Source organism: Sorangium sp. So ce367, assembly GCF_051520455.1.
Taxonomy (GTDB): domain Bacteria; phylum Myxococcota_A; class Polyangia; order Polyangiales; family Polyangiaceae; genus Sorangium; species Sorangium cellulosum_B.
On record NZ_CP150334.1, the window covers coordinates 672,743 to 695,041 of the forward strand.

Sequence of the window (22,299 nt, forward strand, 5' to 3'; positions counted from 1 at the left end):
CGTTTTCGGTGCTCAGCGCACCGGAGTGCGCTTCCGCGCCGAAAACGCCGATCTGGGCCCGTCTCCTGTGCGGGTGACCGCCGCTCTGCGGCTCTGCTCTGGATGGTGCAGAGGGGGGCGGAGAGCGCTGTAGATCTCCAGACAATGCCCCGACCGACCTGGCAGTCGGGGCAACCCGGGCGATCGAGCGGGTGAAGTGCGCGCGCCCGGGCGTGCTCTCCTGGGAGCCCGACGAGCGCGCGCGCGAGGCGTTACGGCCGGCCCTGCTGGCCGGGCGCGGTGATCTGGCCCGTGACGGAGGGCCCGATCTGCCCGATGACGGAGGGCCCGATCTGCCCGATGACGGAGGGCCCGATCTGCCCGGCGACGGCCGACTGGCCAAGGCCGGCCTGCTGACCAGCATAGCCCTGCATACCCTGGCTGGATTGCTGGCCGGCATATCCGCCGAACCCGGCCTTGGACGGCATCTGGGCCTGCCCGGGGAACATCCCGGCCTGGCTCGGCACGAGCGCGCCCTTGCCAGGGAACACCTCGCCCTTGCTCGGTCCGAGCTCGCCCTTGCTGGGGAACATCCCGCCCTTGCTCGGGCCGAGCTCGCCCTTGCTGGGGAACAGCTGGCCTTTGCTCGGGCCGAGCTCGCCCTTGCTGGGGAACAGCTGGCCTTTGCTCGGGCCGAGCTCGCCCTTGCTGGGGAACATCTGGCCCTTGCTCGGGCCCATCTGGGCCTGTCCGGGCGCGAGCTGCGCCGCGCCCATCCCCAGGTATCCGCCTCGCTCCTCCTCCAACGCTTGCTCGACGGCCCCGATCTCGTCGTCACCGAGATCGCTCTGATCGAGGTCCGCGTCGTCCGTATTCACCGCACAACCGGCGGCCAGAGCAGCCAAAAGAAATGCAGGCACCAGCATCTTGCTATGCATCGACATGATCGTTTCCCCCCGATGTCCGCGAGGGCCCACCAGGCCCAGACATCTCGGCTCACCGCAGAGCAGAGTGTGTGCCTGGCGGAGCTGTGCAGACGTTTCCGCTCCCGGCGTGCTTGACGTCCGCGAGGGCGTCAATGCAGCGCGCTCGCGCGCTCGGCGCCCCGCAGCGGAGCCCGCGCGATCCGGGCTGAGCGGATCGTCGGGGAGCGCTCGTTGCCCTTTTCTCCGGCGAAAGGAGGTGTCGGGTCCAGCCAGGGCGCACCAGCGGCCCGGCGCGCCAGGTGAAACCCTGACGGCAGGGCGCGCTGCGCTGGTGGCCCCGCCCTGCTCAGGACGCTCTGGGGTGCGGCGCGCGTGGCGCGCTGGCGCGCTGGACGGCTCGCTGGAGCTTGGTTTGTCCGCCCCGGTCGCAGTCCGTCAGCGAGGCACCGCGCGCCCAGGGCGCACCACCGCGCAATCGCGGGGGGCGCGGTCCCTGCGCGTGCGGGACGGTCGGCTCACTCGGGCTTCTTCCCGAACAGCCACTTCTTCGCCTCGTCGTCGATGGGCTGGCTCGCGTTCCGCAGCTCATTTCCGACCGCGAGCCCGCGCTCGACGGCGGGCCTCGCGCGCACCGCATCGACCCAACGCTTGAAGTTCGGGAGCTCGTCGGCCGGCACCCCGTACCGCTCGTGCGCCATCGCCCAGGGGTAGCTCGCCATGTCGGCAATCGAGTACTCGCCCGCCAGGAAAGGCCGGTCCGCGAGCCGCTTGTCCATCACGCCATAGAGCCGGCGTACCTCCTTGGTATAGCGCTCGATCGCATAGGGGATCTTCTCCGGCGCATAGTGATTGAAATGGCCCGCCTGGCCGCTCATGGGGCCGAGGCCGCCCATCTGCCACATGAGCCACTGGGTCACCTCGTGACGACCGCGGACGTCCGAGGGAATGAACTTGCCCGTCTTCTCCGCGAGGTAGAGCAGGATCGCGCCCGACTCGAACACGGAGATCGGCGCCCCGCCGCCCGGAGGGTCGTGATCGACGATGGCGGGCATCCGGTTGTTGGGGCTGATCGCGAGGAACTCCGGCTTGAACTGCTCGCCCCGCCCGATGTTGACCGGGACGAGCTTGTAGGGGAGGCCCGTCTCCTCGAGCATTATGCTGATCTTCCAGCCGTTCGGGGTGGGCCAGTAATAGAGATCGATCATCTTGCGCTCCGTGTCCGTCGGTCGTCGCCGATCGCGACGGCGTGCTGTCTCAGGCGATGGATCGTGTCTGCCGGGCGCCGCGCCGCTTCGCGCTGGCGCCGCCCGGCCCGTCGGACAATCGGTGGCACGTCGCCCCGTGGGGAGCAACCGGCGTTTGGGCGCGTCGCCTCAGCGCGGCGATCCCGCCGGTTCGCGCGCGGGCCTCGCCCCGTCGACGAGCGCGCGCAGCGCCGCGATGTGCCCGGGCCCCGTCCCGCAGCACCCGCCCACGATCGCGGCGCCCGCCTCGATCCAGCGGCGCGCGAGCTCCGCATAACGCGCGGCCGCCGAGCCGCGCTGGTCGACGCCAACGCCCCAGCCGAGCCCCTCGGCCTCCGCGCCCGCGTTCGCGTAGGCCCCGAACGGGACGCCGCACGCCGCGAGCCGCTCGATGTGCGCGAGCGTGCGAGTCGCAGGGGTGCAGTTGACGAGCACGGCCCTCGCGCCGCGAGAGGCGGCCTCCCGCGCGGCGAGCCCGATGTCCTCGGGCGAGAGCAGATCCGACCCCGGACCCGCCGTGAACGACACCCATGCTTCGACGCCCGTGGCGACCGCCTCCTCCAGCGCCACGAGCGCCTCGCCGACGTGCGGGAACGTCTCGCAGAGGAGGAGGTCGACGCCCGCCCTCGCGAGCGCCTGCGCGAGCTCGCGGTGCTCCTGCCGCGCGTCGGCCGGGCTCAGGTCGGGCCTGTAGCAATCCTCGATCGGCGCGATGCTGCCGGCGACCCGGTGCCGTGGGCCCTCGCCGCGCACGGCCTCGCGCGCCAGCGAGACCGCGCGCGCGGTCAGCTCGGCCCAGGCGGCGCCCGCCTGCCTCCGCTTGGTGCGGAACGTGTTCGCCGTGTGCACCGTCGCGCCTGCGCGCGCGTAATCCCGATGGATCGCGCGGACCACGTCGCGGCCGCGCGCATCGAGCAGGGCCGCGGCGCTCCAGAGCGGCGCCGGCGTCTCGACCCCGCGCGCGGCGAGCTCGGTCCCGAGCGGGCCGTCGAGGACCACGATGGCAGCCTCGGCGGACACAGCAGCTGAACCGAACGGCGATCTGGCCACGTCCTCCATGTAGGCTCCGGTATGTCCGCGGCCGGCTCCCACCGCAACCCCTGAGTCGGGTCATGGCCCGTCTGCGGCTCGGGGTAAGCGAGGCCCCGCACGGCGCACCGTCCCGACCACTGTGCCGCAGAAAGAACGATGGAATTCTCTTTCGCCCCGGGAAATTACTTGCCAGGTATGGGGGGCCTGCGGCACCGTTGAAATGAATTCATCTTCCCCTCATTCCACTCGACTCGCCGGAGTCGTGGCGTCTGACAAGCAAACGATCGTTTGCAGGACCGACGCAGGACCGACATGGGGGAGCTCCCGCTGGCCGTGCGAGGCCAGGCGAGCGCCGTCAGTGAGCCCATAAGAAAGGAACGCCATCATGATTCGACAGTCCATCCGTTCTTCCAAATCGCTCGCTCTCAGTGTTGCGCTCGGCGTCATCGCAGCGGCCGGTTTCACCGGATGCGGCGCGTCGGAGGAGGCGCCCGTCGATGACGCGGTGGCGCACGAGCGGATCACCCAGGCGGAGGTCTCGAAGGCCCTCGAGACGAGCGAGTTCCTGAGCCTCGACATGAGCCGAGACACGGTCTACGCCCTCGATTACTCGGGGGGGGCCATCGACTACGCGCGCATCAAGCTCTCCACCGGCAACGGCAAGGAGATCTTGCTCTCGGAGCAGATGGCCGCCATCGAGCAGGCGGACTACGGCGACTACCCGGCGCCCGTCCTGACCGAGGCGTCGGACGATCGGTTCAGCATCTCCTCGGACGAGGCCGCCTTCGGGAAGCTGTCGGAGAGCGAGCTCGACCAGCTGAGGACCGACGGGTTCTTCTACACCGAGGAGCCCCCGGCGGGCCCCGGGGCGAAGCCGCAGAGCACCGACCCCGACTGCATCCACGCCTACTGCGAGGTATGTACCGACAACACGACCGGCGGGCGCCCCGAGACATGGAAGCCGGGGACCTACACCTGCTACCTCATCGAGCACGTGTGGTGCTGAGACGCGCCTGACGGACTCCTTCCCCCCTCGCTCGCAGGGCCTCGTTGATGCGTTCGCTCTCGGTTTGGTGCGTTGCGCTGCTCGCCCTCGGGGGCACAGCGTGCGGAAAAGACGGACCCGTGCTCCCGAGCGGCCTTCCCCGGCCGCTCGCGGGGATCTACATGGACTTCGGCGCGGCGCCGGAGGAGGACCGCTTCCGCGCGCTGATGGGGTTCCCGACCCGGGATGTCCCCGGGCTCGAGAGCGCGATCGAGGACATGTACGATCCCGGGAAGCCGGACACGTTCCGGAAGTACATGTCGGTCGAGACCTGGATGGAGCGCCACGCCCCGTCCGAGAGCGACGTCGCGGCCGTCGAAGACTGGCTCGTCAAGCAGGGGATGGAGATCCGGCGGCGGTCCAAGAACCGGCTCCTGCTCGAGTTCGCGGGCACGGTCGAGCAGTTCAATACCGCGTTTGACACCGAGCTCCGCGACTTCGAGCGCGAGAACCCCGCGGCCGGCGGCAAGCCGCTCCGCACGTTCGGCGCGCTCGATCCGCTCAGGCCGCCGCAGCGGATCATCGACCTCGCGTCGGGCGTCATCTCGGTCGAGATCCCCGCGGACACCGATCCGCTTCCTGGCGAGGGGGGCGCGATCGAGGAGGAGCCACCGCCGGAGCCGGAGCAGGGGTACACGCCCGCGCAGATCGCGCGGGCCTATGGGGTCGAAGCGCTCCACACCGCCGGCCACAGCGGGCAGGGCGTGAAGCTCGGCGTCGTTGTCGGGGCGACGTTCAAGAGATGGGATCTCCAGTCGTTCTGGCGGTCGTTCGGCGTCTCGCGCGATAACCCCGAGGAAGTGGTCACCGCGGATCCGATCTCCACGCGTTATATCGAGAGCACGCTGGACATGCAGTGGTCGGGCGTGATGGCGCCCATGGCGGAGCTCATCGCGTACCAGGGGCCGGACGCGCGCACCCACTCCATCCTCTATGCGTGGAACGAGGCGATCGCCGCCGGCGAGGTGTCGGTGCTCTCGACGTCGTTCGCGCACCGCGAGGAGACGGAGGCGCAGCCGATCCGCGAGCAATACAACGAGGCGGCGCGCATGGGCGCGGCGCTCGGGATGACGATCGTCGTCGCGAGCGGCGACTCGAGCAGGCCCGACGTGCCGTCGTCGAGCCCGTATGTGACGTGCGTCGGCGGGACGGTGCTCGAGCTCGGCGACGGCGGTGGGGTCGCGCGCGAGGTGGCGTGGAGCGGCTCCGGCTCGGGCCGATCGCGCGCCTTCGATACGCCGTGGTGGCAGGAGAGCGTCGTGACGGACGCGCAGGGCACGCGCGCGGTCTCCGACGTCGCGCTGAGCGCGTCGTCGGACTTCCCGTACTGGCTCTACTTCCTGGGCGAGTGGGATCAGCGCGGCGGCACCTCGTTTGCGGCGCCGGTGTTCGCCGGGCTGATGGCGTCGGTGAACAGCCACCGGATCGCGCAGGGCAAGCCCGTCGCCGGGTGGCTGAACCGGGCGCTTTACACCGATGCGGGCGTGCAGGCCGCGTTCCGCGACATCACCGAGGGCAAGACCCCCGAGGGGTTCAGCGCGGGGCCCGGCTGGGACTATCCGACCGGCTGGGGCGCGCCGCTCGCGGACAAGCTCGCGGAGGCGCTCCCGTAGGAAAGCGTCATCCTCTGGGTCGGATGGCGTTCCCTGTCACGTTCCTCTTCCTCTCGCTCGTGTCGCTGCCGCTCCTCGCGGCGGCGGCGCTCGGCTGTGACCGCTCAGGCCGCTCCGCCGGTCCGGCGCCCGCGCCGCCCAGCGTCGCGCCCGCCCCGGTGCGGGAACAGGCAGCGCGGGTCGCGGACGGCGGCGTGACGCCGGAGGCCGCGGACGGCGGCGCGACATCGGCGGCCGCCGCCGGGGACGCGGCGGCCGCAGCGGCGAGGGCCGCGCCGCTCCGCGCGGACGCGCCGTTCGTGGAGCTCCCTGTCGAGGGGTTTCCGAGCGCCGTGGTGTCGGTGCCGAACGGCGCCACCGCGCGGCGTCCCGTGCTCATCGCGTCGCACGGCAACTACGATCGGCCCGAGTGGCAGTGCCAGGTGTGGCGCGACATCGTGGGAGACGGCGTCTTCGTCCTGTGTCCGAGGGGCGTCGCGCGGCCCGATTCACCGTCGGCGAGCGACGTCCGCTTCACATACGAGAGCAACGCCCGCCTGGAGCAGGAGATCGACGCGGGGCTCGCGGCGCTGCGGGCGCGCTTTCCCGAGCACGTGGATCCCGGCGCGGTGCTCTATACAGGCTTCTCGCTGGGCGCGATCATGGGCTCTGCGATCGCCGCGCGCCGGGCGGCGCTCTTCCCGCGCCTCGTGCTGGTCGAGGGCGGACACGACAAGTGGACCCCGGCGACGGCCAAGGCGTTCGCGGACGGCGGCGGGCAGCGGGTCCTCTTCGTCTGCGCGCAGGCCGGGTGCGGCGGCGCCGCCGCCGCGGCCGCGGCGCGCCTGGAGAAAGCGGGGGTGCTCGCTCGCGTGGCGCGCAGCAAGGAGGCGGGCCACCGGTACGACGGGCCTGTGGCCGAAGAGACCCGAAGAGCGCTGGATTGGCTGATCGACGGCGACCCGCGCTGGTAATCGCCGCTCGGCGACGCGAGGGGGAGCGCGCGCGATGAACTGCCGCGTCTGCCCGGCCGGGTCGAGACGTCGCGCCGCGCGGGCGGTCTGGTCGGCGGGCGGCCTCTGAGCTAGACGAGGCCCGTTGCTCGTCATGGCTTGCTCTTTCCCGGATGCGCGCGCGCGCCGCCGCGGTGGCCTGGATCGGCTGCGGCGGGCGTCGGCGCTCGCCGCGTCGGCGCTCGTGGCGGCCTGCGGCCCGGGCGAGGAGCCGCCGGGGCGCTCGGCCGCCGCGCAGCCGGCGGCCCCGGAGCCGGCGCTCGCCGCCGCGGGCGTCGTGGAGCCGCTGGACGGCGGCGCGGATGCCGAGGCCGCGCCCGCGGCGTCCAGGGAGGCGCTGCGGCCCGGGCGCGGCGACAAGCTCGCGAGCATCGCCATGCGCACGTCCGTGTACGCCGCGCCCGAGCGCGGCGCGCGCAAGCTCGGTTACCTCCGGGCCGGCGCGCTCGTCGAGCGCGCCGCGGCGCCGTCGGGCGACGCGGGGTGCGCCGGCGGGTGGTACGCCATCCATCCCCGCGGCTTCGTGTGCGTCGGCAAGGGCGCCTCGCTCGACCTGGACCACGACATCGTCGCCGCGACGCCGGCCGGCCCGCGCCGTGGCGAGCCGTATCCGTACCGTTACGTCGTGTCGCGGAAGCCGCCGCCGCACCTCTATGTCCACCTGCCCAGCGAGGCCGAGCAGCGGCGCGTCGAGGGGCGCTCGCGCGCCCAGGGCACCCCCGCGTGGTCCCGCCGCGACGAGGCGCTCCTGGGCGAGCCGGAGCCGCTCACGCCCTTCTTCGCGAGCCGCCGCGACCTGCCCAAGCCGGTAGGCGCTGCCGAGAAGGTCCGCTTCCCCGCGCACCGCGGGCGCGCGCGGGCCGACTCGGCCTTCGGCTTGATCTCCACGTTTGAGTGGACAGGGCGGCGCTTCGGCCTGACGACCGAGCTCGACCTCATCCCGATCGATCGCACCTCGGCCGTCGCCCCCACCGCGATGCGCGGCGTGGAGGTGAAGAGCGAGGGGACCCCCGCGTTCGTCATGCACCACGGGGTGCGCACGCTGAAGCCGGACGCCTCGGGCGAGCTCAAGCCGGACGGCTGGGCGGCGTACCGCTCCGGCTGGGTGCTCACCGGCAAGACGGCCGCTGGCGGCGCCTACGCGGAGACCGACGCGGGCGTGTGGATCCCCGCGTCCGCGCTGCGGGTCGCGCGGCTGGGCCGCGACTTCTGGGGGCACGCGGCGCGCGGAAGGAAGTGGATCGACATCTCCATCGAGCTCCAGACGCTGGTCGCCTACGAGGGCGAGCGCCCGGTCTTCGCGACCCTCGTCTCGACGGGCAGGGGCGAGCTCGGCGATCCCGCGACCACCAGCGCCACCGTGCAGGGCACGTTCTTCATCCGCGAGAAGCACGTCACGGCGACGATGGACGGCGACGAGCTCAGCGAGTCGTCCGTCGACCTGCGGGACGTGCCCTATGTCCAGTACTTCCACAACAGCTATGCGCTGCACGGCGTCTACTGGCACGACGCGTTCAGCAAGGTGCGGAGCAGCGGCTGCGTGAACCTCGCGCCCGCCGACGCGGCGTGGCTGTTCGCGTGGACCGATCCCCCCGTCCCCGAGGGCTGGCACGCCGCGTTCAACGACAAGGGCGGGACGCTCGTGTACATCCACGCCTGACCGCGCGCGGTCCGGGGCGGCGACGTGTAATACCGCCGGGCCGCGCACGTCGGCCATGCATGCAACCCGGGACGATGCTGTTGGCGATCCAACTTCCTGCGCTGAGCTCTGGAGCCCTCGAGCTCAAATGCGGCATGAAGCCGCCGCGGGGCGCGGTCGCCCTCGGGCCCCGTACGTGATCGCACTCGCCACGCTGGAGCGGCTTCCATGAAATCACCTCACCTCGTCGGCCTGAACGCCTTGCTGATGCTCGTCGCTGCGCTCGCCGGCTGCGCGCCGCGCAGCCTTCCCGCGAGCTTCCCCGCGTCCTCTGCTGCCTCGCCGCAGGCCGCGGAAGCTCCCTCGCCGCGGATCGGCGTCGCCCTCTCGGAGGAGCCTCCGCTGCCCGGCGAGCCCGCCGCGGGCTGGGTCGGGCTCGAGCCGGCGGGGGCCGCGGGCGCCGGCGCCGACCCTCACCAGCACCACCACCACCACCATCATCACGGCCCGGCACCGGCGAGGCCGCCGGAGGGCGGCCCGGCGGCTGCCACGCCCGAGGAGCCCGTCCATGCGCACTGAACGTCGGCGAGCCCGCGCGCTCGCCTCGCGCCTCCTGCCGCTCGCGGCGGCCCTCGCGCTCCTCTCCGCGGCCGGCTGCGCCGCCCCGTCGTCGACCGCCGACATGGCGCGGATCCGCGAGCTCTCCCGCCTCGAGCTCCCGCCGAGCGCGGCGTCGGAGGAGGTCGATCCGGCGCCGGCCGACGGCGCGCGCGCCCTCGGCCAGGCGCCGCGGCAGCCGCTCACCGCGGACGCCGCGGTGCGGATCGCGCTGCTCAACAACCGCGAGCTGCGCGCCGTGCTGAAGGAGGTCGGCGTCGCGCGGGGCAACCTCGAGCAGGCGGGCAAGCTGCCGAACCCGGAGATCGGGATCGGGGTCACGCCGCAGCAGGAGGGGGTCGAGCACGCGCACCTCGAGCTCGAGGTCGAGATCGACCTCACGTCGGCGCTCCTCTCGCCGCTCCACGCGAGGGCGGCGCGCTCGGAGCACGAGGCCGCGCGCTACCGCGCCGCGGGCGCGGTCGTCGATCTCGGCTACCAGGTGCGCGCCGCGTTCTACGCCGCGCAGGCGGCGGAGCAGCGCCTCGGCATCGCGAACCGCGCGCTCGACGCGTTCGCCGCGGCCCGCGACGCCGCCCGCGCGCTCTTCGAGGCGGGCAACGTCCCGGAGCTCGACGTGGCGACGCAGGAGGCGGGTTACGAGGAGGCGCGCGTCACGGCCGCGCAGATGGAGCTGGAGCTCCTCTCGCAGCGCGAGCGGCTCACCCGGCTGCTCGGCCTCTCCGGCGCGGCGACCTCCTGGACGATCGCCGGCGCGGTCCCCGCGGCGCCCGAGGCGCTCGCGACGCCGCCGCGCGCGGAGTCGCTGGCCTTGCGGGCGAGCCTCGAGCTCGCGGAGCTGCGCAGCCGGATCGAGGCGGCGGCGGGGCGCGCCGGGGCCTTGCGCGCCGAGGGCTGGGTGCCGGACGTGGCGATCGGCGTGCACGGCGAGCGGGAGCTCGGCGCGAGCGGCGAGGCGCACGAGCACCCGTGGGTCCTCGGCGCCGGGGTCCGCCTCTCGCTCCCGCTCTTCGATCGGCGTCAGGGGGCCGAGGCGGCGCAGGCGGCCGAGTTCGACGGCCTGCTCGAGCGCTACCACGGGCGCGCCGTCGACGTCCGCTCGGCGGTCCGCGAGGCGCAGAGCAGGCTCTCGTTCGCGCACGCGCGCGCGCGGCACTACGCGCGCGTGATCCTCCCGGCGCGCAAGCGGGTGCTGGAGCAGACGTTGCTCCAGTACAACGCGATGCAGGTCGGGGTCTTCCAGCTGCTCTCGGCGCGCCGGGAGCAGCTCGACGCCGAGCTCGCGGCGGTCGAGGCGCTGCGCGAGCACTGGACGGCGAAGGCTGCGTTCGACGCGCTCCTGGCAGGGCGCCGCGTCGAGGCCGCGGGGGCCGGAGCTCCCGCCGCGATGCCGAGGGCCTCGGCCACCGGCGAAGGAGGGCATTGACATGGACCGACGTGCTTTCATCCACGCGGGCGGTCTGGCCGCCGGCGCCGCCATCCTCACGCAAGGGCTCGCCCATGCGCAGCAGCGCCCTGGCGCGCCGCCCGCCGGGGGCCCCGCTGCGCCCCCGCCTCGCCGGACCGCGGCGCCCGGGGGGCAGCCCGCCGTGGTGACGCCGAACGGCAGCACGCTCCCGCTGCGCGTGGTGGACGGCGTGAAGGTCGGCCACCTCGTCGCCGGCCCCCTCGATCACGAGATCGCCCCCGGCCTGAAGAGCGAGGTGTGGGGCTACAACGGGAGCACGCCCGGCCCGACCATCGAGGCGGTCGAGGGCGATCGCCTGCGCATCTACGTGACGAACTCCCTGCCGGAGGCCACCACGGTCCACTGGCACGGCCTCGTGCTGCCGAACGGCATGGATGGAGTCGCCGGGCTCACCCAGCGCCCGATCGAGCCCGGCGAGACGTATGTTTACGAGTTCGTCGTGCGGTATCCGGGGACGTACATGTACCACTCGCATTTCGACGAGATGACCCAGATCGCGCTGGGCGCGGTGGGGATGTTCGTCGTGCACCCGAGGAGGCCGAGGGGGCCGCGCGTGGACCGGGATTTCGTGCTGATGACGCACGAGTGGAAGATCAACGCGGGGGCGCGCCGGCCCGACCCGAACGCGATGAGCGATTTCAATGTCCTCACGTTCAACGGCAAGGCGTTCCCCGCGACGGCGCCGCTCGTCGTCGGCCGCGGCGAGCGCGTGCGCGTGCGCCTCGGGAACCTCGGCCCGATGGATCACCACCCGATCCACCTGCACGGCCTGTCGTTCCAGGTCACGGCGACGGACGGCGGGTTTGTCCCCGAGTCGGCCCAGTACCCGGAGACGACGGTCCTGGTCCCGGTCGGCAGCACGCGGGTCATCGAGTTCGTCCCCGAGGAGCCGGGCGACTGGGCGATGCACTGCCACATGACCCATCACACGATGATGCAGATGGGCCATGGCCTGCCGAACATGGTCGGCGCCGACACCCGCGCGCTCGATCGGCGGATGAGCCGCGTGATGCCCGGCTACATGACGATGGGGACCACGGGGATGGGTGGCATGGGCGAGATGCCCATGCCGATCCCCGCGAACAGCCTGCCGATGCGCGGCGGGGCCGGGCCGTTCTCGTACATCGACATGGGGGGAATGTTCACCGTCCTCAAGGTCCGTGACGACCCGGACAAGGCGGATCCGGCCGGGTGGTATGTGCACCCGGCCGGCACCGTGGCCGGGCCGGCGAGCGCCGAGCGGATGCGGGCGGACGGGATTGACCCCGCTTCTGGAGCGAAGCCGGGCGGGTGATCTCTCGACGTGAGCGAGAGCGCGCGGTCGGCATCTCGTCCGCGCGCCGACTCGAGGAGGTCGGGGGCTCGGGTCGATCGCGGCGGCGCGGGTCGGCCGTCTCGATGGACACACGAGGCGCGGCCGAGCGACCACAGGTCAGCCAAAATCTTCAGTGATTTCAATGAGCCAGAAGCGGTCCACGCCTTGCCATATCCGGTGGCGAGGCCGGGACGCCCCGGATCGCGGAGGAGTGCTTCGATGGCAATGAAGATGGCTCGACGGATGACGTTTCTGGCGCTTTGCACGGTCTCGCTCGCCGGCTGCGGCGAGCGTCACGACGCGCGGCCTCCGGCGCAGGCCGCTGCCGCGAGCCCCGCGGCGACGCAGTGCCCCGAGCCTGCAGCCGCCACGGCGGCGGCGCCCGCAGGCCTGCCGGCCGCGACGGTGACCGCGCCCGCGCCGGACGCGAACGTCGTGGCGGACAAGGGGAGCAAGGGGAGCCGTGAGGCCAAGGAGAAGGGGAGGGGTGCGGCGGAGCTGAAGGTGAAGCGGCTGGTGATCGCGGAGGGGGTGAAGGACCGCGAGCCGGTGGCGCCGGGGACGACGTTCCACGCGCCGGAGACACCGCGGCTCTATGCGTACCTGGAGGTCGAGAACCGGAGCGACGTGGAGGGCGAGGTGACGGTGGCGTTCGTCCCGCCGGGCGGCGGGGAGCCGGTCGGGAACGTGACGCTCGGGGTCGGGCCGTCGCCGCGGTGGCGGACGTGGGCGTTCACGCGCGGGGCGCGGAAGGCGGGGGAATGGACGGCGGTCGTGCGGTCGGAGACGGGCGAAGAGCTCGCGCGCGCGCCGTTCGAGGTGACCCTGTAGCCGAGGGCGGCTGGCCCCGGGAGACGCCGGTCGTCGTCAGCGCGTCAGGGCGCGTCCTTCGGCGCTTCTCCCATCGCATCCCGTTCGAAGACGTCCAGGTACACCCGGTCGACGTCGAGCGCGCCGCCGAGGGACGACAGCTCTGCGTGCTCGCCGGGGTCGTGGATCCGGAGCAGCCAGCTGCCGTCTGGCTGCCGCGTGAACACCTCGATTCGCGGCGCCTTCTGCGACGCGAGCACGTACTCCGCGAGCGACGGTAGCGTCCTGTACTGGGCGAACTTGTCCCCGCGATCATAGGCCTCGCTGGAGTCGGAGAGCACCTCGACGATGACGCGTGGGTTCAGGAGCGTGTCGCGCTGCTCGTCTTCGAACTCGGGACGCGCGCAAACGACGGCGCCGTCGGGGTACACGTAGCGGCGCGTGGCGGCGATCTTGATGCGCATGTCGGAGGTGAGCACCCGGCACCCCCGACCGCGGAGCGCGTTCCGCAGCTCACCGAGGATGTTCGCGGCGATCGCGCTGTGCTCCAGCGTGCCGCCCGCCGTGGCGAAGAGCTCACCGTCCGCGTATTCGTGGCGAAGCGGCGACGAACGCTCGAAGTCCAGGTACTCCTGCGGCGAAAGGCCGGTGCGGACCGCGGCTTGTGCCATGTCCCGGAGTTTCACCCGGGAGACGGAGCGCGTCCACCGGTCGAGAGCTCCGCAGAAGCGCAGGAGGCGAGACCCTCCCTGCGGCGTCAGGCGGGCACGAGCTCGACGAGCGTGATCTCCGGTGGGCAGTTGATGCGGACCGGCAGCCAGCCCCCGGCGCCGGCGTTGACGTGGAGGCGCCGGCCGCCGTGCTCGTAATGCCCGTTGTGGTAGAGCCCGGCGGGCAACATCGGCGTGAGCGCGTAATCGCCGATCCGGCCGAGCGAGATCTGCCCGCCGTGCGTGTGGCCGGACAGCATCAGATCGAACGGCAGCTCGCGCGCGGTTCGGAACGTGCCCGGGTGGTGGCTGAGAAGGACGCGCGGCGCGCCGTCGTCCCGCATCTGGCCGAGCGCTCGATCGAGCCCGTCGCGCGTCGGGCGCCGGGCGGGCTCTCCTGGGCGCGCGCGGCTCGGGTAGTCGATGGCGCCCATCCACAGGCGATCGCCGCCAATGCGGACCTCCCGCGCCTCGTCGACGAGCACCTGGGCGCCCGCTTCCTCGAGGCCCTTCACGATCGTCCCGACGCTGGCCGACCGGGCGGCGATGTACTCGTGGTTGCCCATGCAGAAGAAGAGCTGCCCCCGGGTGGGGCGCAGGCCCCGGAGCAGCCGCGCGGACAGCTCGAGCTGCGAGACGTGGTGATCGAGCAGATCGCCGGTGACGACGTGGATGTCCGCGCGGATCGCGTTCATGGCGTCGCGGAGCTCGTCGAGCCGCTCGGCATCCATGAAGCTGCCGACGTGCACGTCGCTGAGCTGCGCGATGGTGACGCCGTGCAGGCTCGTCAGCTCGCGGCGCACCGGCAGCGCGAGCCTCACGACGGCCGGACGCTGTCGCGACGCGAGCACGCCGCCCATCGACACCGCGACCGCCGCCGCGGGCAGCGCCCATGTCGCGCCGACGACGAGGCGGCGGCGGCGCTCATCGATGGCCTCCGGCCGGGCCTCGACCTCCGCAGGCCCGCGGATGTCCTGAGTGGCTGGATCGGCCTGAGCGCCGGCGCTGGCCTGCGCGCTCGTCGCAGGCTGGGTATCGGCCGCAGGCCGGGCGTTCCGGGGTGGCTGGAGCCGGCGGAGCGCCCGGACGGCCGCGCACGCGAGCGTGGCGAGCCCGAGGAGCAACCCGTAGAGGAGCAGGCCCACCTGCGCGCCCATGGCGATCAGCGCCAGAGGCTCCGGCGCGTGGCGCTGGAGCGCGCGCAGCCCCGAGAAGCTCGCCGCGGCCATGAGCAGCGCCGGGAGCGCGGCCAGCAGCAGGCCCGCAGCGCAGAGGCCGTTGATCAGCGCTGCATGCCGAGGGAACGCCGCGCGCAGCCGCCGCCACAGGATCAGGCCGAGGAGGCCGTTGACGAGCGTGACGACGAGGCCGCCGAGCTGGTACACGCCACGGAAAGTAGCATCGCGTCGATAGCGCGTCCGGCCGCGGCCCCGCCGGCTGCGCCTAGGAGCCAGCCGCTCCGTCAGGCACCTCGGCGCTGACCGGGATCTCACGTGCTTCGAGCCCCTCGAGCGACGCCTTGCCCGAGAGCGCGTCGAGATCGCCGCGCGCGTCCCGGAGGTAGCCATTGAAGAACGCGGCGAGGTAGCCCATCGCGATCGCCTGCTGCTCGCGCCGCGAGAGCCCGGCGCGGCCGTCGAGCGGCTCGGCGAGGCCGAGCGACGTCGTGTAGCCGAAGTGGTTCGCGCCGGGCAGGGTCACGAGGTGCTTCGGGGCGCGCGCGCGGTCGTAGAGCGCCGCCGGGACCGCGGCGGCGATGGGGTCCGCGGTGCCGCGGACGACGAGCGCCGGCCGAGGCGCGAGCGCGTCGATGGACAGCGCGCGCTCGGGGGCGCCCGCCGGCGCCAGGAGCGCGAGGGCGCGGACGTCGAACGGGCAAGCGGCGTCGAGCGCGAGCGCGAGCGCCGCCTGCGCGCCGAGCCCGTGGCCCAGCAAGCCCACTCGAGCGAAGTCGGCAAGGAGCGGGCCCCGGGAGCCGGCGCGGAGGTGCGTGAGCGCGTCCCGGAGCACCGCGGCGCGGCGCAGCGGCGCGTCGTCGGGCGTGAGCCACGAGAGATCGGGCGCGACGACGACGAAGCCCCAGCGCGCGAGGTGCGCCATCACGCCGGCGAGCTGGCGGTAGTCCTGGGCAAGACCCGCGGGCGACCCGGCGGTGGCCGCGCTCGTGGCGAGGCGCCGCTCGTGGGCGATCGCGATGACCGGGAACGGGCCTCCCGACGAGAGCGGCGCCTCCTCGCCGTCCGCGGACGCGGGGTAGTAGAGCAGCGCGGCGCTCCGCGCGGGGCATCGGTAAATCGCGCCCTGGAACGGCCACGTGTCGGGGTAGCAGGCGTCCGCCGACAGCGAGAGCGCGCCGATGCGCCGGAACCCCGCCCGGTGCGGCCCGGCGCGCAGCCGCGGCGAAGCGCCGGTGGGGAGCGGCGCAGGCGGAGGCGAGCTCGTGGAGGGGGGCGGGCGAGAGGTCGTCGCTGCAGGCGGGCGAGACGGCGTCGCTGCAGGTGGGCGATTCGTCGTGGCGGCGGGGGGGCGAGAGGTCGTCGCTGCAGGCGGGCGATTCGTCGTGGTGGCAGGCGGAGGGAGCGTCGCCGGAGAGGGGACATCTGCCGGGGAAGGGGACGCATTGCCGACGATCGCGCGCTGCGACCAGACCGCGCCGTCGCGCGCCGCGTGGACGATCCGCCCTTCGGCGCGCACGGCGAGCTCGATTCGCCCGAGCGGCCAGCTCTCGATCACCGATACCGCGTCACACCGGCCCAGATCGGTGGCGAACACCGTCGGACCGCGGAAGCGCGCCCCGCGGGCGCCGTCGTCGCGGCACCACCGCGCGAGCCCCACGCGCGCGAGCGGCGAGAACAGCTCGAGCGTCCCAGGTCCGCCGATCGTGCTCCGGACGAGCGCCGGTGCCCCGCGGACCCCGGAGACCACCTCCTCCGGGCCGTGCCACGCGGCCCCGGACCCGGGAGAGCGCCAGAACATCACCAGGCGATCGCCGACGCGCGCGACGACCTCGAGGTCGCCGGGCGCGTGCGGTCCGTGCGGCGCGCCGCCCACGCGCTGGATCATCGCGACCGCCTCGAATCGACCGAGCCCCTCGCCGAAGATCACGGGGCCGCGCCAGCCGAGCTCCGCGGTGTCGTTGTCGCGGTGGTAGTGCGCGATCCCGCCGCTCGCGTGGGGCACCACGAGCTCGAAGTTGCCTTTGCCCCCGAAGCCGCCCTGGATCAGGGCGGGATCGCCGGTCGCGCCCTCCGCGAAGAAGCGCGGCTCGCTCCACGACGGCTCGCTCGAGGGCGCGCACCAGAACGCGGCCAGCCGATCCCCGATGCGCGCCACCGCCTCGAGGTGGCCTGGATCGCCGAAGTTGCTCTGGATGAGCGACACCGCGTCGACCGGGCCGAGGCCGCCGGCGAACGTCGCCACGTGACGCCACGGCCCGGAGGCCTCCTCGCGGCGGTGGTGCTCGACGCCGAACGGCGTGTCGGCGGCGGGCAAGACGAGCTCGAGCGTGCCGCGGGAGGCGCATTGCAGGAAGAAGCCGCTGGTCGTGGTGGGCATGGCGCTGACGGCACCCAATTTACCGGTGAGGCGCCGCGGCGCCTACCGCAGCATCTCGGCGAGCCGTTCGCCGGTCGCCGCCGCGAGCCCCCGGGCGAGCGCCCGCGGGTTCAGCTCGACCGCGACGGCCACCGCGTCCGGCGCGTGGGTGGCGAGCGGCGGCTCGACCGGCGCGTCCAGCCCGAGCAGGTGGCCGAACGAGCCGCCCGCCAGCTCGCTCCAGGCCGCGAGCAGCTCCTCCGAGGCGGCCTCCCCGCTCGTCGAGAAGTCGCCTGCCACCGCGATCGCGAGCGCGATCCCCTCGCGGGCGCTCGGCCTCGCGGCCGCCCCCACGGCGGTCGCCGCCGCGAGCAGCCCCCGCGCGCCGCGGGCGAGCTCCCCGTCGAACGGCCCCGGCGCGAACGCGCGCACGGGCGCCGGGCCGAGGCGGGCCTCGAGCGCGCGCAGCGGGCCGCCCGAGAGCGCCGCCGGCGAGCGCTTGAGGCGCCCGAGCGCGTACAGCGACGCGACGCGCGCCGGCCCGCGCAGCGGGCTGCCGCCGTCCTGTACGCAGGCCACGTCCTCGCCGAGCAGCACCAGCGCGTGTGGCTTCGTGCCGATGTCGCCCGTCACGCGCACGACGTCCGGGCGATCGAGCGCGCGCCGCTCCTTGCCCGTGAGCCGACGCCGGAAGAGGCGCTCGATGGCGCGCGGATCGCCGCTGTGGCGCGCCACGTAGAGCGTGGCGCCGCCCGCCGGCCCCGCGCCCGCGTACGACGCGATCGCCGCCTCGCGCACCTGCCGCAGATCGACGCCGGTCGCGCGGGCGTGCCGGGCCAGGTTCTCCTCGGGCGCCACGAGCGCGATCGACGGGATGAGCCACGGCACCGCCGCGACCTCGCGGGGCCGGACGAGGAGCAGCCACCTGAGCCCCGCCTGCGGCAGGAGGCGCGTCAGGTCCGCCGTGGCGAGCGGCGGCAGCGGCGGGCTCGGCCGGGCGGGCGGCCGCGGCGCGCCGCCGCACGAGGGCAGCGCGAGGCCGAGGGCGCAGCCCAGGAAGCCGCCGAGCACGGCGCGCCGGCGAGGCGCTCGCCCGGGCGCGTCAGCCAACGACGAGGTAGGCGAAGCGGCGGTTCTTCGAGCCGACGCGGACCAGGTAGCGCTTCCCACGCTCGAGCTTGAGCTGCTCGTCCTTGACCACCTCGCCCTCGAGGTGCACCGCGCCGCCCTTCACGAGGCGCCGCGCCGCGGAGGTCGACTCGGCGAGCCCCGCCAGCGCCAGCGCGTTGCCGATCGGGATCGTGTCGCGGTCGCTCGCCACCTGGAGCTCCTCGATGTTCTCCGGCAGGCCGCCGGCCGCGACGCTGCGGCGCCGCTCGAGGGCCGCGCGCGCGTCCTCCGCCGAGTGGAAGCGGGTGACGATCTCCTGCGCGAAGAGCTCCTTCACCGCGATGACGCCCTGCTCGCCGCGGAGGACCGCCCCCCGCAGGGCGGCGATCTCCTCGGGCGGGCGCGACGAAAGGAGCTCCATGTACCGCCAGATCACGCCGTCATCGACGAGCATCAGCTTCTGCAGCATGTCGAACGGCGGCTCGGTGATGCCGACGTAGTTGTCCGCGCTCTTCGACATCTTGGCGCCGACGACCTTCCCGTCCTCGACGCGGGCGTTCGTGCCCTCGAGCAGCGGCATCGTCATCACCATCTGAGCGCGCTTGCCGTAGCGTGGCATCAGGTCGCGCGCCACGAGCAGGTTGAAGAGCTGATCGGTGCCGCCGAGCTCGATGTCGGCCTCGAGCTCGACCGAGTCGTAGGCCTGGAGGAGCGGGTACATGAACTCGTGCACGTAGATGGGCCGCGCCTCCTCGTAGCGCTTCTTGAAGTCGTCGCGCTCCAGCATGCGGGCGACGGTGTACTTCGCGCAGAGCTCGATCATCTGCGTCGGATCGAGCTTGTTCAGCCACTCGGAGTTGTAGCGGACCTCGGTCCTGTTCTTGTCGAGGACCTTGAACGCCTGCGCCTGGTAGGTCTCCGCCGCGGCGACGACCTCCTCGCGCGAGAGCCGCGGGCGCAGCTCGTTCTTGCCGGTCGGGTCGCCGACCATCGCCGTGAAGTCGCCGACCACGAAGACCACGTGGTGCCCGAGCTCCTGGAACTCCCGCATCTTCTGCATCACCACCGTGTGGCCGAGGTGGAGATCGGGTCGGGTCGGGTCGAAGCCGGCCTTCACGCGCAGCGGCTTGCCCTCGCGGATCCGCTCCTCGAGCTCGGCTCGGACGTGGAGGTCGACGACACCCTTGCAGAGGATCTGGAGCTGACGTTCGGCGGGGACCATGGGGGCCCGCTTCTACCGCGCAGCGGAACCGCCCGCCAGGGGGGCGACGCGCCCCGGCGCGCGCGGAGAGGGCGCAGGAGCGAAGAGGGCGCCGCGAGCGACGTCGGCACGCCGTCACGCCGTGGGGCGCGTCACGTCACGGACGCGCCGCGCGCCGCCTCATTCGTCGTCGGTCTCCTCGTCGTCCTCGTCCTCGTCGTCGTCGTCACCGGAGATCGCGTACGCGCGGCTCGCGTTGACCAGCTCCTTGAGCTCCTTGCCGACCTTGAAGAACGGAAGGCGCTTGGCGGGCACGGGCACCGGCTGGCCCGTGCGCGGGTTCCTGCCGCTGTAGGGCTTGTACGGCCTGACCGTGAAGCTGCCGAACCCGCGGATCTCGATGCCTTCGTTGCGCTGGAGCGCCTGCGTCATGGCGTCGAAGACGCAGTTCACCACGAGCTCCGCTCGAGCCTTGGTGAGCTCCCCCCGTCCCGCGATCGCGTCGATGAGCTCGCTTTTCGTCATGGTCGACCTCCCCCACCCGAGCGGACCGCCGCCGGCGCTCGACTTGCCGCTTTCCACCGCAGAGCTCCAGGGGATGCGCCGCTCCAGGAGCCGCACGACAACAGAATCCTATGAAAAGCTCGCATGTTACGGGACTAGCGGTCAACCGAATTCCCGCCCACAACGGAGAGCGCGTCGAGCGCGAAGAGGGCTCCGGTTTCTCCCGGCCCGGTCTCCCCCGTAACCGCCGCGTCCTCGCGGGCGAGGGAGAGCTCGATTCCGACGGCACCCTCGGGGATCGGATACGCCGGGAGCTCGGGGCAGGCGAGCGGAGCGCCCGGGGGGCTCGGCGCGGCGGGCTCGACCCGCCAGACGTGGAGCAGGGCGCCGTCGACGACGAGGCGCACCTCGCCGGCGCCGTCGCCCGAGAGCGCCACGCGCGGGCTGATCCGGGCGCCGCGGAGCCAAGGGGCGGGCAGGCCGACCCGGACGACGGCCTCACCGCGCCCCGCCGCGTGCACCGCGAGCAGGCGCCCGCCTGACGCGCACGTGCCGCCGGCGTGCTCGGGCAGCGCGAAGGCGCCGCGCTGGTCGCGGGGCGGCCACAGCGACTCGCCCTCGATGCGGGCCTCGCCGGGCGGCTCGGCGTCGAAGACGAGCGGCGTGATCGAGACCGAGGCGAGGCCGCCTCCGTCCGGGATCGCGAAGCGGTAGCGGTACGCAGGGGGGCGACCGCGGGCCTCCCACGCCATGCGGTCGATCGCGTCGCCCCGGTAGCGCAGCACCGCGACGTCCTCCGGCGCGGGATCGAAGCCGAGGTTGAAGCCGTGATCGGTATCGACGAACACGAGGCCGCGCGAGACGCCCGCGCGCGCGACGGCTCCGGGGTCGAACATGGGCAGGCCGCCCTCGCGATCGCGAAGCGCGGCGTGGTCGAAGCCCGCGCGGAAGGCGAAGCCGGCGAGCGGGAGCGCCGCCGCGAAGAGCGCCGCCGGGAGGAGCGCCGCCGGGAGGAGCGCTGCGGGGAGGAGCGCGCCACGCCGGCGCGCGGGGCCGCGCTCCGCGTGCGCCGCCGTCGCAGCGCGCTCGGCGAGCGCGAGGGCGGCCATGGCGGCGAGGACGTGCTCCACCGGCAGCACGTCGGCGAAGAAGCGCGCGCCGCCTCCCGGGTAGTTGCCGTCGAAATAGAAGGGGGCGTAAGCGGCGACCTGGAGGAGCGGGGCGATCGCGAGGGCGCGCGAGCGCGGCCGCCGCCAGGCGATCAAGGCGCCGGCGAGCACGAGCAGCGCGAGCGGCTCGGCGTTGAGCGCGTCCACGAGGTGGAGCTTCAGGCGGCGCAGCGTCGTGCCGGCAGCCGCCAGAAAGCCGTATCCTTCCGCGAGGTTGTGACGGACGAAGTCGCCGTGCTCGCCGAGGCAGCCGACGCCGGCGCCGAAGCCGTAGCGGAAGCAGCCGGGTGGGCCGTCCGAGACCGCGTAGTACGCGGCCTGCGACGAGGCGAAGGCGCCCGTCGCGGCGCGCTGGTGGGCCGCGAGCAGCGCGAGGCCGGGGAGGGCGCCGATCGCCATCGCCGCAGCGAGCCGCGCGAGCCGCGGCGAGGGGCGCGGCGGCGGATCGCCCTCGCGCGGGCCGGCCGCCGCGCTCCCCGGCGCGATCGCCGGCAGGATCACGAAGGGCAGCGTCGCAGCGAGGGCGAGCGCGCTCGGCGGGCGCGTCGCCGCGAGCCAGCCGGCGGCGAGCCCGGCGAGCGCGGCGGCGCGGACCGCCGGACCGAGGGGCCCCGTCGCGGCGCCCGTCGATGCGGCGGCGCGGGCCTCGTCGAGCGCGCGCCGCGCCGACGCGAGCGCGACCGTGAAGCAGAGGGCCGCGAGCCCGTGCGACATCGTGTCGGCCGTGTGGTAGCGGAGCGCGGCGCAGAGCGCCGAGAAGAGCGCGGCGACGAGCGGAACGAAGCGGATCGGCGCGGCGCTCCCGGACGGGGCGGGGCCCTCCGGCGCGAACCGCGCGGCCAGGTCGTAGGTGGCGATCGCGAGCGCCGCGGCGAGCGCTGGGCCGACCGCGAGCGGCGCGCCCGCGAGGAAGCCCAGCGCGAGCAGGGCGGGGTAGCCCGGGGGGAAGAGGACCGCGACCTCGGCCGCGCGGTTCGCGCCAGAGGGCCCGGCCATCGTGTCGCTGCGGACGAGGAAGCGGCCGAGCACGGAGGCCGCGGGCTCATCGAGCGGCCACGCGAGGTAACCGGCCGCCATCGCGCGCGCCTCGAGCCAGTAGCTGGTCGCGTCGATGATGCGGGGGCCGCCCCGCAGGTAGACCGCGACGTACGCGGCCGAGAGCAGCGCCGCGACGATCGAGAGCGCCGCGGCGATCGCGGCGCCCAGGGCCGCGCCGGAGCGGGGCGCGGGGTCGGGGCCCGAGTGCGCGGCGCCGGGGCCTGGAGGCGTGGGGCCGGCCCGCGCGATGGCGGGCGAGCGGCGGAGGAGCCAGGCGCCGGCGAGCAGCGCGGCGAGGGCGAGCGCGAGCGCGATCCATTGCGCGGGGTCGCGGGGCAGGCCGGCGCGCACG

At 73.9% G+C, this 22,299-nt stretch carries 18 protein-coding genes; 8 read left to right on the forward strand and 10 right to left on the reverse strand.

Translation table 11 applies throughout. The features are described 5' to 3' along the window. Positions 1-251: 251 nt before the first annotated feature. The 3 genes from WME97_RS02560 to WME97_RS02570 all read right to left on the reverse strand — a co-directional run bounded on the left by WME97_RS02560 (position 252) and on the right by WME97_RS02570 (position 3,208). A complete protein-coding gene (locus tag WME97_RS02560; RefSeq protein WP_437549223.1) occupies positions 252-923 on the reverse strand; it encodes a hypothetical protein in 672 nt (223 codons plus the stop codon). A gap of 497 nt (positions 924-1,420) precedes the next feature. Next, positions 1,421-2,110 (reverse strand): glutathione S-transferase N-terminal domain-containing protein, encoded by a 690-nt coding sequence (locus WME97_RS02565; protein WP_437549225.1) that lies wholly within the window; start codon positions 2,108-2,110, stop codon positions 1,421-1,423. A gap of 168 nt (positions 2,111-2,278) precedes the next feature. After that, a complete protein-coding gene (locus tag WME97_RS02570) occupies positions 2,279-3,208 on the reverse strand; it encodes a homocysteine S-methyltransferase family protein (RefSeq protein ID WP_437549226.1) in 930 nt (309 codons plus the stop codon). Positions 3,209-3,566: 358 nt separating this feature from the next. Between WME97_RS02570 and WME97_RS02575 the strand changes: the two genes are divergently transcribed. The 8 genes from WME97_RS02575 to WME97_RS02610 all read left to right on the forward strand — a co-directional run bounded on the left by WME97_RS02575 (position 3,567) and on the right by WME97_RS02610 (position 12,702). Beyond that, positions 3,567-4,187 carry a hypothetical protein gene (locus WME97_RS02575; RefSeq protein ID WP_437549228.1) on the forward strand — a complete coding sequence of 207 codons (621 nt, stop codon included), beginning with the start codon at positions 3,567-3,569 and terminating at the stop codon, positions 4,185-4,187. A gap of 119 nt (positions 4,188-4,306) precedes the next feature. Then, complete coding sequence (locus WME97_RS02580) at positions 4,307-5,839, forward strand: S53 family peptidase (RefSeq protein ID WP_437549230.1); 1,533 nt, start codon at positions 4,307-4,309, stop codon at positions 5,837-5,839. A gap of 23 nt (positions 5,840-5,862) precedes the next feature. Beyond that, positions 5,863-6,792: a hypothetical protein gene (locus tag WME97_RS02585; protein WP_437549232.1), complete on the forward strand. Its 930-nt coding sequence runs from the start codon at positions 5,863-5,865 to the stop codon at positions 6,790-6,792. Between the two features lie 133 nt (positions 6,793-6,925). Further along, on the forward strand, positions 6,926-8,491 hold the full coding sequence (locus WME97_RS02590) for a L,D-transpeptidase (protein ID WP_437549234.1): 1,566 nt from the start codon (positions 6,926-6,928) through the stop codon (positions 8,489-8,491). A gap of 207 nt (positions 8,492-8,698) precedes the next feature. Beyond that, complete coding sequence (locus WME97_RS02595; protein ID WP_437549235.1) at positions 8,699-9,049, forward strand: hypothetical protein; 351 nt, start codon at positions 8,699-8,701, stop codon at positions 9,047-9,049. Beyond that, complete coding sequence (locus WME97_RS02600) at positions 9,039-10,514, forward strand: TolC family protein (RefSeq protein WP_437549237.1); 1,476 nt, start codon at positions 9,039-9,041, stop codon at positions 10,512-10,514. The genes WME97_RS02595 and WME97_RS02600 overlap by 11 nt, the downstream gene beginning before the upstream one ends. A 1-nt stretch (position 10,515) precedes the next feature. Next, positions 10,516-11,850: a multicopper oxidase family protein gene (locus WME97_RS02605; protein WP_437549239.1), complete on the forward strand. Its 1,335-nt coding sequence runs from the start codon at positions 10,516-10,518 to the stop codon at positions 11,848-11,850. A 240-nt stretch (positions 11,851-12,090) separates the two neighbouring features. After that, positions 12,091-12,702, forward strand: coding sequence for a DUF2914 domain-containing protein (locus WME97_RS02610; RefSeq protein ID WP_437549241.1), 612 nt, complete (start codon positions 12,091-12,093; stop codon positions 12,700-12,702). 44 nt (positions 12,703-12,746) lie between these two features. Here the strand turns inward: WME97_RS02610 and WME97_RS02615 are convergent, their stop codons facing one another. The 7 genes from WME97_RS02615 to WME97_RS02645 all read right to left on the reverse strand — a co-directional run bounded on the left by WME97_RS02615 (position 12,747) and on the right by WME97_RS02645 (position 22,298). Next, complete coding sequence (locus WME97_RS02615) at positions 12,747-13,352, reverse strand: Uma2 family endonuclease (protein WP_437549243.1); 606 nt, start codon at positions 13,350-13,352, stop codon at positions 12,747-12,749. An 86-nt stretch (positions 13,353-13,438) separates the two neighbouring features. Further along, complete coding sequence (locus tag WME97_RS02620) at positions 13,439-14,776, reverse strand: metallophosphoesterase (RefSeq protein ID WP_437549245.1); 1,338 nt, start codon at positions 14,774-14,776, stop codon at positions 13,439-13,441. A gap of 58 nt (positions 14,777-14,834) precedes the next feature. Further along, positions 14,835-16,946, reverse strand: coding sequence for an alpha/beta hydrolase (locus WME97_RS02625; RefSeq protein ID WP_437549247.1), 2,112 nt, complete (start codon positions 16,944-16,946; stop codon positions 14,835-14,837). Positions 16,947-16,988: 42 nt separating this feature from the next. Beyond that, the gene (locus WME97_RS02630; protein WP_437549249.1) at positions 16,989-18,035 is read right to left on the reverse strand and encodes a hypothetical protein; all 1,047 of its coding nucleotides are present in this window, start codon (positions 18,033-18,035) and stop codon (positions 16,989-16,991) included. Then, a complete protein-coding gene (gene tyrS, locus WME97_RS02635) occupies positions 18,028-19,257 on the reverse strand; it encodes a tyrosine--tRNA ligase (protein WP_437549251.1) in 1,230 nt (409 codons plus the stop codon). The genes WME97_RS02630 and tyrS overlap by 8 nt, the downstream gene beginning before the upstream one ends. A gap of 159 nt (positions 19,258-19,416) precedes the next feature. Further along, the gene (locus WME97_RS02640) at positions 19,417-19,761 is read right to left on the reverse strand and encodes an HU family DNA-binding protein (protein ID WP_437297590.1); all 345 of its coding nucleotides are present in this window, start codon (positions 19,759-19,761) and stop codon (positions 19,417-19,419) included. Between the two features lie 134 nt (positions 19,762-19,895). Beyond that, complete coding sequence (locus tag WME97_RS02645) at positions 19,896-22,298, reverse strand: hypothetical protein (protein WP_437549253.1); 2,403 nt, start codon at positions 22,296-22,298, stop codon at positions 19,896-19,898. Between the last annotated feature and the right edge of the window lies 1 nt (position 22,299).

Bases quoted from the DNA above. Each gene is read 5' to 3' on its own strand.
- WME97_RS02560 (WP_437549223.1), bottom strand. From the start codon at position 923: ATGTCGATGCATAGCAAGATGCTGGTGCCTGCATTTCTTTTGGCTGCT.
- tyrS (WP_437549251.1), bottom strand. From the start codon at position 19,257: ATGGTCCCCGCCGAACGTCAGCTCCAGATCCTCTGCAAGGGTGTCGTC.
- WME97_RS02600 (WP_437549237.1), top strand. From the start codon at position 9,039: ATGCGCACTGAACGTCGGCGAGCCCGCGCGCTCGCCTCGCGCCTCCTG.
- WME97_RS02585 (WP_437549232.1), top strand. From the start codon at position 5,863: ATGGCGTTCCCTGTCACGTTCCTCTTCCTCTCGCTCGTGTCGCTGCCG.
- WME97_RS02610 (WP_437549241.1), top strand. From the start codon at position 12,091: ATGGCAATGAAGATGGCTCGACGGATGACGTTTCTGGCGCTTTGCACG.
- WME97_RS02590 (WP_437549234.1), top strand. From the start codon at position 6,926: ATGGCTTGCTCTTTCCCGGATGCGCGCGCGCGCCGCCGCGGTGGCCTG.
- WME97_RS02575 (WP_437549228.1), top strand. From the start codon at position 3,567: ATGATTCGACAGTCCATCCGTTCTTCCAAATCGCTCGCTCTCAGTGTT.
- WME97_RS02615 (WP_437549243.1), bottom strand. From the start codon at position 13,352: ATGGCACAAGCCGCGGTCCGCACCGGCCTTTCGCCGCAGGAGTACCTG.
- WME97_RS02595 (WP_437549235.1), top strand. From the start codon at position 8,699: ATGAAATCACCTCACCTCGTCGGCCTGAACGCCTTGCTGATGCTCGTC.
- WME97_RS02625 (WP_437549247.1), bottom strand. From the start codon at position 16,946: ATGCCCACCACGACCAGCGGCTTCTTCCTGCAATGCGCCTCCCGCGGC.
- WME97_RS02570 (WP_437549226.1), bottom strand. From the start codon at position 3,208: ATGGAGGACGTGGCCAGATCGCCGTTCGGTTCAGCTGCTGTGTCCGCC.
- WME97_RS02640 (WP_437297590.1), bottom strand. From the start codon at position 19,761: ATGACGAAAAGCGAGCTCATCGACGCGATCGCGGGACGGGGGGAGCTC.
- WME97_RS02565 (WP_437549225.1), bottom strand. From the start codon at position 2,110: ATGATCGATCTCTATTACTGGCCCACCCCGAACGGCTGGAAGATCAGC.
- WME97_RS02605 (WP_437549239.1), top strand. From the start codon at position 10,516: ATGGACCGACGTGCTTTCATCCACGCGGGCGGTCTGGCCGCCGGCGCC.